This window comes from Massilicoli timonensis, assembly GCF_900199515.1.
Classification (GTDB): domain Bacteria; phylum Bacillota_I; class Bacilli_A; order Erysipelotrichales; family Erysipelotrichaceae; genus Massilicoli; species Massilicoli timonensis.
Genome location: NZ_LT963434.1, coordinates 1,173,742 through 1,187,801, shown reverse-complemented (window position 1 = coordinate 1,187,801; position 14,060 = coordinate 1,173,742). Strand labels below are relative to the sequence as shown.

The window sequence follows — 14,060 nt, the reverse complement described above, 5'->3', positions numbered from 1 at the left end:
AACATTTTTATGAAGTTTGATAAATTGCGCGATGCGCTGGGTAAATTTTCTACAGCATTTTCAAATAATATTTATATGAAGGCGTTATCTCAAGGCATGATGGCAACAATGGCATTGATGATGATCAGCTCTGTTGCCACGCTGATCGCAGCGATTGACATCGGTTCTTCACAGGCGATTTTGAGAAGCACAGGAATTTTAAGTGTTTGTAATGTCATCTCTACAATGACGATTGATGCGATTTCAGTGTATGTATCGTTCTTAGTAGCTTATAAACTAGGCGATATCATGAAAAAAGATGCACTGAACTGCGGTATTATGGGAATCATGTCTTTCCTGATCTTATGCCCGATTTCCGTATTAGAAGATGGAACATTTATCAATATCAGTAATTTCGGCAGCAGTGGTATTTTCACCGCATTGTTTGGCTCTTTGCTTGCGGCACGGCTTTATATTTGGGCAACGGATCATAAGTTTACGATCAAGATGCCTGATTCTGTGCCCCCGTTTGTGGCAAGTTCGTTCGCCGCAATTATACCGGGATGTTTGGTAGCCGTCATTTTTGCGACCATCAATGTGATCATGAGCCTCACGCCGTATGGTACAGTAACCAATATGTTGATGACTTTTATCCAGACGCCGTTTATGCACTTGGGAAATAATATCTTCTCGGCTATGCTGGTAGTGGCTTTTATTGAATTGTTGTGGTTTTTTGGGATGCACGGTGTTATTACCATGATGCCGATCATGATGATGCTTTGGATGGAACCGCAGATGGCGAACTTATCGGCATACAATGCCAAAGAAACACTGCCGTATTTATTTACATTCGGTTTTGTCCTTGGAAATCGCGGTGCCCGATCTTTAGCGGTTGCGCTCCATTGTTTATTTACTTGTAAATCGGAACGATTAAAGGCAACCGGCAAATTGGGGTTGATTCCGGCATTATTCGGTATCAGTGAACCGATCAAATTCGGTATTCCGCAAGTAATGAATATCCGTATGCTTATTCCTTTGGTCCTGACACCGGCCGCCTCGGTATTGAGCGCTTATCTGCTTACCATTATTGGCTTTTTGCCATATACAAACGGAGTAACCTTACCTACCGGCTTCCCGGTCATCATCGGCGGATTCTTTACAAACGGCTGGCAGGGAATCATCGCACAGCTTGTTCAATTAGTGATTTGTTATATCATTTATATTCCGTTTATGAAAAGAGAAGATAAATTTGCATGTGCAGAAGAGACAGCAAAGGAGGAAAACTAATATGAAAAAAATCGTACTGCTTTGCGCAGGCGGCATGTCCACCAGCATTTTGGTAAATAATATGAAATCCTATGCGAAAGAAATCGGTAAGGAATTTGATATTGCGGCTTATTCTGTGGATGCGGCTGCGACAGTGGCAAAAGATGCGGACTGTGTGCTGCTTGGTCCACAGGTTGCCTATCGCAAGGAAGATCTGAAACAATATATCGCATGTCCCCTTGATGTGATTGAAATGGTTGCTTATGGCATGATGGATGGAAAAAAGACCTTGCATCAGGCTTTGAAATTGATGGGTGAGGCATAATGGAACAGTTTGAATTGATCTGTTTTCAAATTATCAGTCATGCCGGCGGGGCAAAGAGCAAATGTTATGAAGCGCTGCATTGCTTCCAAAACGGCGATGTCAAACAGTTTGCAAAGCTGATGGAGGAATGCAATCAGTTATTCATCGAAGCACATAAGATCCATGCGTCTTTGATTCAAAAAGAAGCGGCTAAGGAAAAGGTAGAGCTATCTTTGTTATTGATTCATGCTGAAGATCAACTGTCATCTGCGGAACTTGTCCGTGACACGGTCAATCAAATGGTGGCTTTGTTAAAGGAAGTGCATGATCTGAAAGCGGAAATACAGGAAATAAAAAAGAATATCGATTAAAAAAACAGTCAATGATGGATCTCTAATTGGACTAGTTTGCATGGAAACAGGATGACGGGTACAATGAAAAATACTTTTTAGAAAAAGGAGGGAATGAAATGACTTTTCCGAAAGATTTTTTATGGGGTGGTGCGACGGCAGCGAACCAGTGTGAAGGAGCATGGAATATAGATGGAAGAGGTCCGGCGCTGACCGATGTAACGACCGGAGGCTCGAAAGATACACCTCGCTATGTTACTTTTCTTGATCAAGATGGGAGACCGGGAAAGATCCCGGCACATGGCGACGTACTTCCGGAAGGCGCAGCCTATGCGGTATTAGAAGATGAATGGTATCCCAATCATGATGGAATCGATTTCTATCATCATTATAAAGAAGATATTGCCTTGTTTGCGGAAATGGGCTTCAAAACGTTTCGTATGTCTATATCCTGGTCAAGATTATATCCAAAGGGCGATGAATTGAAACCAAACCCCAAAGGGATTGCTTTTTATCATCGTGTATTTCAGGAATTAAGAAAATATGAGATCGAACCGTTAGTAACGATATGGCACTTTGATACGCCGCTCTATTTGGAAGAGCATTACGGCGGTTGGAAGAATAGAGAATTGATTGCTTTTTATGAACGCTTTGCGAAAACATGCTTTCAGGAATTCAAAGGACTTGTAAAATACTGGCTGACGTTTAATGAAATCAACAATACGGTCATGTTTCTAGATTTACTAGGCAACAATGCAAGCGATGAAGCGTACCAAAACGCCTATCAGTGTCTGCATCATCAGTTTGTGGCAAGTGCAAGAGCGGTGAAAATCGGACATGCCATTGATCCGCAAAACAAGATCGGGTGTATGATATGTGGAATTACATTTTATCCATTGACACCTGATCCAAAGGATATTTTAGAAAACCGTCATCATTGGGAACAAAATATTTTTTACTGCGGCGATGTGCAGTGCAAAGGCGAATATGGCAGTTATGCGAACCGTTTATGGAAAGCGCATCATGTAAATCTTGAGATCAGTGACCAAGACCGAAAAGACTTAAAAGAAGGAACCGTAGATCTTTATACATTTTCTTACTATATGTCTACCATTGTGACGACACATAAAGTAGATGAAAAAGTAGGAGGCAACTTCTCAGCAGGCGCAAAGAATCCCTATTTGACCTATTCTGATTGGGGATGGGCGTTGGATCCGGATGGATTGACCTATTATTTAGAAATAATTTATGATCGTTATCATAAACCGCTGATGGTGGTGGAAAACGGAATTGGTGCGTTTGATCGTGTGGAGGAAGATGGAAGTATCCATGATCCCTATCGAATTGATTATTTCAGAGAACATATTAAGGCGATGGATACGGCGATTGAAAACGGTGTCGATTTGATTGGTTTTACCCCATGGGGCTGCATTGACTTAGTAAGTGCGGGAACCGGAGAAATGAGAAAACGCTATGGTTTCATCTATGTGGACAAAAATGATGATGGAACCGGAACTTATACAAGAAGTAAAAAAGATTCTTTCTATTGGTATAAAGATGTCATTGCAAGCAATGGGAAGAAACGCTGAAAGCAGAATCGTAAATGATCAGGAAAAGAAATATAAAACAGAAATAAAAAAGATGGCAAGGCCCCATGTAGAAAGTGGCATTGCCGTTCTTTTTATTGTATGAGAATACGCATAGCAGGTTCTGTTTTATCGACAATATAAGATATGTTTTTCTTATTTTTTAATGGCAATGGAGTATAGCGTTTCTAAATGATGAAAGACGTAGATGCGATCAATAGATTAACAAACAGACGCGTATCATGCGTCTGTGTGGGAACGGATATAATTCAATAGACCGCCTTCTTTTAGTATGGCGATATCATGTGCGCTTAACTGATGGGTACAGGTATAAGCCGTTTTTTTGGTTGCATTATATACCACAAAAGGCTGTCCTTCTTTTAATTGGGAAAGATCATGAAATTGCAGTTCATCTAATTCATCAATGCTTTCAAGATCTTCCGCTTTGGTAAACAACAACGGCAAAATACCGAAGTTGATCAGGTTAGCATGATGAATACGGGCAAAACTTTTCGCAATGACCGCCTTGATGCCCAGATACATCAAAGCCAGCGCCGCATGTTCACGACTAGAACCCTGGCCATAGTTTTCCCCGGCTACGACGATGCCGCCTTGATGCCTTTGACAGTTCAAATAGAAATCTTTTTGATTGTTTTGAAAAACAAACTCGGATAGTTTTTCGATGTTGCTGCGATAAGGGAGCACCTTGGCGCCTGCCGGAGCGATGTGATCGGTCGTGATGTGATCGCCCAGCTTGATCAGCACCTGTTTGGTGAAATGATTGGGCATTGTTGTATTGATCGGGAGCGGTTTGATATTCGGCCCGCGGATAATGGGCTTGCTGAGATCGTGATCCGGTAGCAGGATCATAGAATCGTCAATCGGAATAGATGTCTGGTCCTGAGGCATGGCAAACGATACGGTGCGTGGATCGACCAGTACGCCGGCCACAGCACTGGCAGCAGCTGTTTCCGGTGAAACCAAGCACACTTTGGCGCTGAGTGTACCGCTGCGTCCATAAAAGTTGCGGTTAAAGGTACGCAAAGATACGGCGTCGGTTTGCGGAGACTGCCCCATGCCGATACAAGGTCCGCAGGTGCATTCCAGCAGCCGCGCGCCTGCTGCTAACAGCGTATGCAAAGCGCCGCTATCCGTAATCATCTGCAATACCTGACGGCTCCCCGGTGAGATGATCAAACTGACATCGGGATGCACATGTTTGCCTTTTAAGATGGCGGCTGTTTTCATCAGATCCATATAACTGGAATTGGTACAGCTGCCGATTGCTACCTGATCGATCTTCATACCGATCCTGTCTTTAACCGCTTTTACCTGATCGGGAGAATGCGGCAATGCGATCATCGGTTCGATCTGATCTAAATACAGCTCGATTTGTTCATCATATTGCGCGTCATCATCAGCTGACAATTCCACATAATCTTGTCCTCTCCCCTGACTTTCCAAAAAAGCTTTGGTCATCGCGTCGCTTGGGAAGATCGAAGTAGTCGCACCCAGTTCTGCCCCCATATTGCAGATCGTGGCACGCTCTGGAATGGTTAGGGATGCGATGCCATCACCACTGTATTCGATGATCTTGCCGACACCGCCCTTTACGCTCAGCATGCCAAGCAGTGTCAAAATGACATCTTTCGCACTGACGCCCTTTTGCAGTTTTCCATGCAGTACGACCTGCATGATCTTTGGAACAGTTAAAGTAAAAGGATAACCCGCCATTGCACAGGCAACATCAAGACCACCCGCACCGATTGCCAATGCGCCGATTCCACCGGCTGTCGGCGTATGAGAATCACTGCCTAATAACGTACAGCCCGGTTTCGCGAAACGCTCTAAATGCACCTGATGACAAATTCCATTTCCTGCTTTAGAGAAGCGAATGCCATGTGCATTGGCAATGCTTTGCAGATATTTGTGATCATCCGCGTTTTCATATCCGTTTTGCAGTGTATTATGATCGACATAACTGAGCGATAATTCCGTTTTTACCCGTTTGATGCCGATTGCTTCTAATTGCAGATAAGCCATCGTTCCGGTCGCATCTTGGGTGAGCGTCTGATCGATCTTCAAACGCATCTGCTTTCCTTTTGTAAAAGCATTGTTCGCCGCATGGGCACGCAGTATTTTCTCACTTAATGTCGGCATAAAATTCCTCCTTTGCATCTTATACGCAATATTATAGCACTGTTCTTGTAAATAAATGAATAAAAAATGATGATATATGAAAATATTTCAATCATTACATATGAAATATTTTCCAAACAACATGTATTCATGCTATAATAAACGCAATATCAGAAAGGAAGTGCGGCGATGTTTACGCTTCATCAGTATTATCTGCGTTATTTAGAGGAACAGTCGATCCCCAAAGAATGGTATCAAATGTATCATGTAAAAAACGGTCTGCGCAATGAAGATGGGACCGGCGTATTGGTCGGCTTGACCAAGGTGGCGGATGTAGTTGGCTATGAGATGAAAGGCACCATGAAAAAAGATGCGCAAGGGAAACTGTATTATCGCGGCTATGAAATACAGGAACTATTAGAGAAAGAAGATACTTGTAATCAATATGAGAGATGTGGATTTTTGCTGCTGTTTGGCTTTTTGCCAAGTCAAGAGGAGTTATCTGTATGGCAGAGCGTTTTGGCAGAACACGCCGCTTTGCCGGATGGCTTTTTGGAAAAACAGATTTTGCGCGGCTCCTCAAAAAATCTAATGAACAAACTGATGCAGGACATATTGACCTTATATGAATATGACGACAATGCCGATGCTTTGGATAATGAAACGCGGCTTTATCAGGGGATTGCGCTGATCGCCAAGCTGCCGTCCTTGATCTGTTATAATTACGCAAGCAAGCAGCATGCGCTTCATGGACATTCTTTATACATTCATCCGATGGCAAAAGATCGCTCCACAGCCGAGAATATTCTGCGCATGTTAAGAAGCGACCGGAAGTACACCAAAGAAGAGGCACAGATATTGGATCTGATGCTTGCGCTGCACAGCGATCACGGTGGCGGAAACAACTCAACCTTTGTAAATGTGGTGATGGGATCGACCGGTACGGATCTATATGCGGCATTTGCGGGAGCGATCGGTGCTTTGAAAGGGCCGAAGCATGGCGGTGCAAACTGTAAAGCCGCGCAGATGATGAAAGAACTGATGCGCAAAACCGGTTTAGATGCAAGTGAAGCAGAACTGAAAGAGGCAGCTGCACAGCTGTTAAGAAAAGAAGGTTTTGATCAAAGCGGTTTGCTTTATGGTTTTGGACATGCCATCTATACATACAGTGATCCACGCGCCGAGCTGCTGCAAGACCAGGCGAAGGCTTTGGCGATTGCCAAAGGAAAACAGAAAGAGTTTGCTTATTATGAACGCTTTGCGAAATGTGTCAAAGCGCTGCTGAAAGAAGAAAAAGGTATAACGGTATGCACCAATGTCGATTATTACAGCGGGTTTGTCTATGAGCTTTTACAGATACCGGAAGAATTATATACGCCTTTGTTTGCCTGTGCCCGCAGCATGGGCTGGCTTGCGCATAATATCGAGCATCAGCTAGCCAGCGGAAAGATCGTCAGACCGGCAACCCGCTACGTCGGTACTTTGAAGCATGTGAAATGACAGGATGGAGGGAAAAGCATGAAAACGATAACGGTATTAAGAGGCGATGGCATCGGCCCGGAAATCACGGAAGCGGTACTGCGGATCTTGCATGCACTAAAGCTGCCGCTCACATTTGAAGTGTTTGATGCAGGTATGAACGCGTTTGCGAACTGTGGGGAATTGATCCCGCAGGCAGTCCATGATTCAATCAAGAAAAATCGTGTGGTATTAAAAGCGCCGATCACAACACCGATCGGAAAAGGATTTCGTTCCGTCAATGTGCAGCTGCGCCAGCGTTATGATCTTTACGCAAACATTCGCCCCGCACACTCTTTGCCAAAGATCAAGACACCATTTTGTGATGTGGATATCGTGATCTTTCGGGAAAATACCGAAGATCTTTACACCGGAGAAGAAATCGTGATCAGTGATGATGAGGTGCATGCGATCAAAAAGATCACTCGCCATGCGAGCGAGCGCATCATTCGCGCCGCTTTTGACTATGCCTGTGCCAAAGGGCGACATAAGGTAACCTGTGTGCATAAGGCGAATATCTTAAAGAAAAGCGATGGTTTGTTTTTATCCTGTTTTCAAGAGATTGCCCAAGCGTATCCGATGATCGAAAGCGAAGATCTGATCGTTGACAATGCCTGTATGCAGCTGGTCATGGATCCCCATCGCTTTGATGTCATGGTAATGCCGAATTTATACGGCGATTTGTTATCTGATCTTACCAGCGGCTTGATCGGCGGGCTGGGAGTATTGCCGTCTGCCAATATTGGGAACGACTATGCTATTTTTGAAGCGGTACATGGCAGTGCACCGGATATTGCCGGGCAAAACTGTGCCAATCCATTGGCGCTGCTGCTGGCATCTTGCTTCATGCTGGAACATATTGGCTATCCAAAAGAAGCAAAACGGATAACAGATGCGATCGACAAAGTTTTGCAAGAAGAAAAAGTACGCACCAAAGATCTGGGCGGAACCGCAACGACCACACAGTTTGCGGATGCTATTTTAGCCTGTTTATGATATAGTAAAGGCAATCGAGGTGGATATGATGAAGTTATTAAAAATTACGATTCCCGAACCGGTCTATAAATACAAAAACGGCTCGAAGGTATTTGCGCTGTATTTCGGTTTTGGCAATGAGGAATTATTGCGGCGCGATTATGCGGCAACGCTGAAACAGCGCATCGCTAAGATCATCGCTGATTCATTTGTTACCGAACAGGCGGTATTTTTGCCTTATCACGATTTATACTGTGTGATCTTTCGCAGCAATATCGACAAGCGTCAGTTATTTCGCTTATGTGAAACATTATTAGGAGAAGCGGATACTTATACTGAGGGGAAACTCAAGATCTTTTATCACTTTACCAAATGTGTGATCGTCGAAGAGGGGAAAGCGCCGGGTCCGTTTCATTTTGCCTTTACCGGTGAAGAGCTATGTGATGCGTATGCTTCGCTGCCCAATACTTTTTTGGAACACAAAGAAAGAAGAAATATGCACTATCTGGCAGATTTAAGCGATGTAAAATGGCAATGATCGCGCAAAGGGGGAAAGCCGATATAATCGAGAAAAACTCGTTTTGTGACAGACTGAAAGGAGGGAAGGATAAAACAAGACGAGATTAAGCAAGAGAAAAGTGTATCCGGAGGATGAAAAAGACGTATAGGCATAACGGTATCAATGTAATGAAATAAATGGGAATATGATCGATCGTTCATAATAAAAAGGAGGGGATTTCTATGATGATCCTTTACAGTTGGGGAACAAAAGTAAAGAAAAGCACTTATCTGGGTTTGCGCCCTTATGCAAACTGCGACGGCTATACGCATTATTATCTTTTTCGTCAGGTACGCTATTTCAGTATTTTCTACATTCCGATCATACAGTTTACCAAATCTTATTTTATCGGCTGTTCAAGCTGTATGCGAGGAACCCAGATCGATAAAACGGCTGCCAAGGAATATAAAGAACGCTATGCACGCTTTCCCACTCAGCATCATTTAGAACGTGTTTTTGAGATGATCCGAACATGGAGCGCAAAAAAAGAGGGAAAAGAAGAAAAAGCACAGCTGCTGCAGGAAATCGGGAAGATCTGTAATTTCAGCGGACATGAGGAATATTTAGAAAACTTGATTGCGGAAATCGATCAGGGCAAGAAGGAGGAAGCAGCATGTATCGAAGAAAGCTGACAGCACCTCATACAACACAGGTGCATGACGAGGTTTTTGGGGGCTTGATCGCCTCCTGCAAGGGAGATACGACATGGCTGTTAGCCGGTGCGATCTTATTTGCTGTATTGGGATTTTTCTGTATATTAGCCGGCGTGCAGGGACAAATTGCCGGTGCAGGCAGTTATTTGCTCATTATGCTGGGCATCGTATTCTTTGCCGCAGCTGTGTTCGCGCTGCTTTGCATGAAGGATCGCATTGATTTTTATGAATACGGCATCTTTGTCATAACCCGTAAAGGGATCGAAAAGAAGATCGCCTATGATGAAATCAAAAGCATACAATTAAAGAAAAGGATAATCGTAGCCAGAAATCACAGCAGAACCGTATATAATTGGCATATCATTGGACAAGATGATAAAGAATTACAGCTGATCCCCAATGATGATTATCGAAATGTCGGTCAGTATCTTACAATGGCTGGCGATGCGTTTCATCTGTTAGAAGTGGCAGATAATCGCAGAAAAACTATTTTGAAGCCGTAAAAAAGGTTGCCGGATTGGAGAAGTATCCGTATACGTCAACAAGCCGATCAAGAACAAATCTTTAATCGCAAAATTGAACTTGAAATTAAATTCCTTATAGGTGTTTCCAGTTTTCTTGGATTTCTTTTCAATTTCGGCAAATTCCGCAATTTGGTCATCCAAATCAGAAATACGAGCTTTTATTTCAGAACGCTCTAACTGAGCGCCGGCTTCCTGTAAGAGTTTCTATATTGGTTTAATCAAATAAGCAATTTTGCCGTCGGAAGATAGTTGTTTAATGCTCATAACTGTTCCCACCGTTATATCTTGTCAATCTGATCTATCGCATACAGCGGCAGATTAACGAGCCATTCTTCTTTTTTGTAGTCCGACATAGATGTACGAACAGAAATTTCGGGTGAGAATTTTTCTTGATAGGTTTTCAAACTCTTAGCTCTGAGGTTTACTTCTGCTTTTACTTCAATAGGAACAATCTGCTCACCCGTATCAACGACAAAATCAACCTCGCAGGAACCCCTGTCGTTGGTGTAATAGTAAACATCCAAGCCTTCGATGGTTTTTAGCTGCTGACAAACATATTGCTCTGTAAGAGCGCCCTTGAACTCTACAAACAGGTCGTTACCATCAAGCAAGGTGCGCTGTCGAAGTCCCACCATACAGCCAAGGAGTCCAACATCCACCACAAACAGCTTAAATGCTTTCAAGTCCTCATACGCACGTAAAGGGATTCTCGCCGCATTGACTCGGCTAACTTTATGAACCAAACCACAATCACTGAGCCACATAATAGCAGTCTCGTACTCTTTTGCACGAGCGCCTTCACGAACAAGACCGTAGATAAACTTTTTGTTTTCCTTGGCAAGTTGGGAAGGAATACTGTTCCACAACATACGAAGTCTTGGAACAATTTCGTTTGGAGCGTGCTTAGAGAAATCCTGTTCATAGGCAGCGAGGATTCGTTTTTGAATTTCACGAACCTCGTTAAAGTCTTTATTTTCCGCAAAGCTCTGCACGGCTTCGGGCATACCGCCAACAAAGTAGTAATATTTCAAGGCATCAATATACGTTTGCTTAAATCTTGTAACCATATCGAAGTCTTGCTTATCAAGAAGCTCAGCAAAACGCTCCTTATCGGTTGCCATCAAAAACTCCTTAAAGGAAAGAGGATACAGTTTTAAGAAATCCACCTTGCCAACAGGAAAAGACGTGCCTTGATGTAAGGCAATGCCGAGCAGCGAACCGGCGCACACAATGTGATACTGCGGTGCATTTTCATAAAAGTATTTAAGAGATGCCAACGCTCTTGGAACTTCCTGCACTTCATCAAAAATCAGTAGAGAATTGTTCGGATCAATTTTGTGACCTGCATACAGCTCCAGCCCCATAATCAAACGGTCGGTATCCAAGTCGGAGGCAAACAACTCCGCCATTCTGGAATTGGAGTCAAAATTGATATATACTGTGTCCGCATACGCCTGCCTACCAAATTCTTTCATCAGCCAGGTCTTGCCGACTTGACGTGCACCTTCGATGATTAAAGGCTTGCGGCGTTTGTTTTGTTTCCATTTTAACAATTTTTCAATTGCAATTCGGTACATACACGCACCTCCGTTAGTATAATGCAAATATAGTATATCGCGGAATTACAAAAAATGCAACGAATTTTAGAAAAGTAATTACACTTTTTACAGTGAACAAAGCCTGTGTTATCCATAATATCTTTTAGATAGGTAAAAAGCAAGTGATGTCTAACATTTGCCAAACATCACTTGCTTTGTTTGATTCATTTAGCAATGAATCATCTCGGATTTTATGATTTCTTCAGCACGATTGCAAATACTGTTCATGGCACCAACTCATGCCATTTGGTCAGCAGCTTTCAATTCCTCTGTCACTCCCTCTACGGCATTTATCTGCTCAATAATGACTTCAAGACGGTTTTGCGCCTGCTCGTTCAAATCAGCCAAATAAGTCCAAAGCGTACTGTCAAGGCACAGAGTATCAAATAGGATAGGGTTATGCTCCTTGAGATAATCCCTGTGCATCCTTCCAAAACGACCAATGGGTCTGCTTCCCTCCGGCAAGCGAATATCGGGAATGTAGTAGTCTTCACAACGAATATAGTTCAGTTCTTGCATCGTATGTCTCTCCAATCATAGGTTCAAAAATAGTGTTAGTGATGAAAAAAGGCGATACCTGGTTGTAAAACCAAGTATCGCCAATTTTTCTTGTCGCACCCTGTACGGCAGCTACCCTATGTCAGTAAGGTTCTCATACTGTCTTATTGGAAGCTACCCGAGCAGTGGCCTTTTTTTTTTGAAATTAGGAATTATCATACAATCTTATTTTTGTAGCTTTATCACTTTGGCAAGTCGGGGGATAAACAATGCGGCGATGAAAACAGATACGAGATCTCCCGGTAGAAAAGTAAGAAAATAAGCGGTAAATAAGGTGGAAACAGTAAGCGTCGTTCCCATGACCGTTGTCATGATGACATACAAATACGGCAGCGCCACAATATAGATAACCGCTTCCATGGCAATGCCGGTCATGATTGCCGCAAACTTTGTTTTAGGAAGCAAATAAGCATAGAGATAGCCGCCGATAAGGGCTGCAATCAAAAAGCCTAACAAAAAACCAAATGACGGATACAGGACATAGCCGAAACCGCCGCCGCTTGCAAATACCGGCAGTCCGATCAAACCCATCACAATATAAAGGGCAACGCTGATCCATGCTTGTTTCTGAAGCAGAAATACCGTAATACAAAGCATCAGGACCTGCAAAGTCAAAGGGATCGGTCCGATCGAAATATGTAAGAGTCCCCCGATAATCATTAAAACACAGCATAGTGTGCATTGGATCATATCTTTTGTTTTCATTTGTCATGTTCCTCCTTCAATAAATGATCAGGCAAACGGTCAAGACTTGACGCGAATGGTGATTTCCCCACTGCTCAGCGTTTCCAAGTGACCGTCTTTTTCAATGATCAGATAGCCATGTTCATCAATGTCCAGCACCTTTGCGGGATAAGTCTGATTGCCCTGATACACTTGGATCATCTTGCCGATCACACAGCTGTGTTTACGGTAATGTGATAGAAAATCACGATTTGGCAGTGTCTGATAATCTTTGAAAAAATCTGCAATGATCGCGGCTGCCAGCTTCGCCCGTATGAAAGATGCACTTTGCAAAGAAGCGGCAATTCCCTTAATGTCCTGTGGGAATGTGGTATTGTGGCAGTTGATGCCGATGCCGACGATAATATAGTCAAATTCATTTGTTTCGATCGAACAGCTTCCCTCACATAAGATGCCGCAGACCTTCTTCCCTTTCAGATAAATGTCATTGACCCATTTGATCTGTGTATCTAATCCGGTAACACGCTTGATGCCGCTTTGTACGGCACAGGCGCTGAGGGCGCTTAACAGCAGCGTGTCTTCCGGTTTGAGCTGTTTTGGTCTGAGCAGCAGGCTCATATATAAGCCATCATCATTTGGGGAATAGAAAGAACGTCCCTTTCTCCCTTTCCCTTTTGTCTGTGTCTGTGCGATCAATACACATTTTTCCGGATATCCCTGCTGAGCGAGTTCTTTTAATACATCATTGGTGGAAGTAACCTCAGATTTGACAATGATCTGAAAAGAGGGATCATGCAAATAAGAGGAAATCGCTTCTTGTGACAGAATATCACAGTCATTTGCCAGACAATAGCCTTTACCTTTGCGGCTTTCGATCTGATAGCCTTGCTCCTTCAACGATTTGATCTGTTTCCAGACCGCAGCGCGGGTAATGCCGCAGTATTGTGCGATCAGTTCTCCTGATAAATAACGCCCTCTGCTTTTTTCCAATAATTCAATTACCAGCATAGCAGCACCTCATTTCTTATCATCTACATTTTACCATTTAGTAAACCCGAACGATACTTATAGGTTTACCTTTAACAGCGGCATTTTTACAGGTTTTTTCGTCAGGTGAAGCATGAAAAAAAGATGTAAGCGCATACTGAATATATAAATGTCCTTTGATTAAGGAAATTATTTGAAAGAACGTACAGAGAGTTCTGCTAATTTATGGAAAAATTGTGTGATTTTTTTACATAACGGCTTTATTTTATGCTTTTATAACGGTTTTTTATCCTGTTTAGTTCCTTTATTAAGGTCTTTATAATTCTAACTATAGAAAAGCCATGTATCCATATACATGCGAGAAGGAGGTTAGAATTTTT

General features: G+C 43.0%; 14 protein-coding genes. 9 read left to right on the top strand and 5 right to left on the bottom strand.

All coding sequences use genetic code 11. The features are described from left to right. Nucleotides 1–9: 9 nt before the first annotated feature. From C1712_RS07875 to C1712_RS07860, 4 genes are all read left to right on the top strand, one after another. Complete coding sequence (locus C1712_RS07875) at nucleotides 10–1,266, top strand: PTS sugar transporter subunit IIC (protein ID WP_102268266.1); 1,257 nt, start codon at nucleotides 10–12, stop codon at nucleotides 1,264–1,266. A 1-nt stretch (nucleotide 1,267) separates the two neighbouring features. After that, complete coding sequence (locus tag C1712_RS07870; RefSeq protein ID WP_102268264.1) at nucleotides 1,268–1,570, top strand: PTS sugar transporter subunit IIB; 303 nt, start codon at nucleotides 1,268–1,270, stop codon at nucleotides 1,568–1,570. Next, on the top strand, nucleotides 1,570–1,920 hold the full coding sequence (locus C1712_RS07865) for a PTS sugar transporter subunit IIA (RefSeq protein WP_102268262.1): 351 nt from the start codon (nucleotides 1,570–1,572) through the stop codon (nucleotides 1,918–1,920). The genes C1712_RS07870 and C1712_RS07865 overlap by 1 nt, the downstream gene beginning before the upstream one ends. 98 nt (nucleotides 1,921–2,018) lie before the next feature. Next, entirely contained in the window at nucleotides 2,019–3,488 is a 1,470-nt protein-coding gene (locus C1712_RS07860) for a glycoside hydrolase family 1 protein (protein ID WP_102268260.1), read from the top strand. A 237-nt stretch (nucleotides 3,489–3,725) separates the two neighbouring features. Here the strand turns inward: C1712_RS07860 and C1712_RS07855 are convergent, their stop codons facing one another. Then, entirely contained in the window at nucleotides 3,726–5,645 is a 1,920-nt protein-coding gene (locus C1712_RS07855; protein WP_102268258.1) for an aconitate hydratase, read from the bottom strand. Between the two features lie 168 nt (nucleotides 5,646–5,813). Between C1712_RS07855 and C1712_RS07850 the strand changes: the two genes are divergently transcribed. The 5 genes from C1712_RS07850 to C1712_RS07830 all read left to right on the top strand — a co-directional run bounded on the left by C1712_RS07850 (nucleotide 5,814) and on the right by C1712_RS07830 (nucleotide 9,832). Then, a complete protein-coding gene (locus C1712_RS07850) occupies nucleotides 5,814–7,124 on the top strand; it encodes a citrate synthase (RefSeq protein WP_102268256.1) in 1,311 nt (436 codons plus the stop codon). 18 nt (nucleotides 7,125–7,142) lie between these two features. Then, complete coding sequence (locus C1712_RS07845; RefSeq protein ID WP_102268254.1) at nucleotides 7,143–8,138, top strand: isocitrate/isopropylmalate dehydrogenase family protein; 996 nt, start codon at nucleotides 7,143–7,145, stop codon at nucleotides 8,136–8,138. 28 nt (nucleotides 8,139–8,166) lie between these two features. Beyond that, nucleotides 8,167–8,655 (top strand): hypothetical protein, encoded by a 489-nt coding sequence (locus C1712_RS07840; protein ID WP_102268252.1) that lies wholly within the window; start codon nucleotides 8,167–8,169, stop codon nucleotides 8,653–8,655. Between the two features lie 203 nt (nucleotides 8,656–8,858). Then, the gene (locus tag C1712_RS07835) at nucleotides 8,859–9,308 is read left to right on the top strand and encodes a zinc ribbon domain-containing protein (protein ID WP_102268250.1); all 450 of its coding nucleotides are present in this window, start codon (nucleotides 8,859–8,861) and stop codon (nucleotides 9,306–9,308) included. Next, entirely contained in the window at nucleotides 9,290–9,832 is a 543-nt protein-coding gene (locus C1712_RS07830; RefSeq protein WP_102268248.1) for a DUF5336 domain-containing protein, read from the top strand. Before C1712_RS07835 ends, C1712_RS07830 begins: the two co-directional genes overlap by 19 nt. A gap of 299 nt (nucleotides 9,833–10,131) precedes the next feature. Here C1712_RS07830 and C1712_RS07825 read toward each other — a convergent pair whose 3' ends face one another. The 4 genes from C1712_RS07825 to C1712_RS07810 form a co-directional block, all read right to left on the bottom strand. After that, nucleotides 10,132–11,430 (bottom strand): ATP-binding protein, encoded by a 1,299-nt coding sequence (locus C1712_RS07825; RefSeq protein WP_102268246.1) that lies wholly within the window; start codon nucleotides 11,428–11,430, stop codon nucleotides 10,132–10,134. A 258-nt stretch (nucleotides 11,431–11,688) separates the two neighbouring features. Continuing rightward, on the bottom strand, nucleotides 11,689–11,970 hold the full coding sequence (locus C1712_RS07820) for a TnpV protein (protein ID WP_425436002.1): 282 nt from the start codon (nucleotides 11,968–11,970) through the stop codon (nucleotides 11,689–11,691). Between the two features lie 204 nt (nucleotides 11,971–12,174). Then, nucleotides 12,175–12,714, bottom strand: a complete 540-nt coding sequence (locus C1712_RS07815) for a biotin transporter BioY (RefSeq protein ID WP_102268244.1) — start codon at nucleotides 12,712–12,714, stop codon at nucleotides 12,175–12,177. Between the two features lie 39 nt (nucleotides 12,715–12,753). Continuing rightward, the gene (locus tag C1712_RS07810; RefSeq protein ID WP_102268242.1) at nucleotides 12,754–13,701 is read right to left on the bottom strand and encodes a biotin--[acetyl-CoA-carboxylase] ligase; all 948 of its coding nucleotides are present in this window, start codon (nucleotides 13,699–13,701) and stop codon (nucleotides 12,754–12,756) included. Nucleotides 13,702–14,060 lie beyond the last annotated feature (359 nt).

Coding starts and splice junctions, on each gene's coding strand:
- C1712_RS07875 (WP_102268266.1), top strand. CDS start 10: ATGAAGTTTGATAAATTGCGCGATGCGCTGGGTAAATTTTCTACAGCA.
- C1712_RS07870 (WP_102268264.1), top strand. CDS start 1,268: ATGAAAAAAATCGTACTGCTTTGCGCAGGCGGCATGTCCACCAGCATT.
- C1712_RS07865 (WP_102268262.1), top strand. CDS start 1,570: ATGGAACAGTTTGAATTGATCTGTTTTCAAATTATCAGTCATGCCGGC.
- C1712_RS07860 (WP_102268260.1), top strand. CDS start 2,019: ATGACTTTTCCGAAAGATTTTTTATGGGGTGGTGCGACGGCAGCGAAC.
- C1712_RS07855 (WP_102268258.1), bottom strand. CDS start 5,645: ATGCCGACATTAAGTGAGAAAATACTGCGTGCCCATGCGGCGAACAAT.
- C1712_RS07850 (WP_102268256.1), top strand. CDS start 5,814: ATGTTTACGCTTCATCAGTATTATCTGCGTTATTTAGAGGAACAGTCG.
- C1712_RS07845 (WP_102268254.1), top strand. CDS start 7,143: ATGAAAACGATAACGGTATTAAGAGGCGATGGCATCGGCCCGGAAATC.
- C1712_RS07840 (WP_102268252.1), top strand. CDS start 8,167: ATGAAGTTATTAAAAATTACGATTCCCGAACCGGTCTATAAATACAAA.
- C1712_RS07835 (WP_102268250.1), top strand. CDS start 8,859: ATGATGATCCTTTACAGTTGGGGAACAAAAGTAAAGAAAAGCACTTAT.
- C1712_RS07830 (WP_102268248.1), top strand. CDS start 9,290: ATGTATCGAAGAAAGCTGACAGCACCTCATACAACACAGGTGCATGAC.
- C1712_RS07825 (WP_102268246.1), bottom strand. CDS start 11,430: ATGTACCGAATTGCAATTGAAAAATTGTTAAAATGGAAACAAAACAAA.
- C1712_RS07820 (WP_425436002.1), bottom strand. CDS start 11,970: ATGCAAGAACTGAACTATATTCGTTGTGAAGACTACTACATTCCCGAT.
- C1712_RS07815 (WP_102268244.1), bottom strand. CDS start 12,714: ATGAAAACAAAAGATATGATCCAATGCACACTATGCTGTGTTTTAATG.
- C1712_RS07810 (WP_102268242.1), bottom strand. CDS start 13,701: ATGCTGGTAATTGAATTATTGGAAAAAAGCAGAGGGCGTTATTTATCA.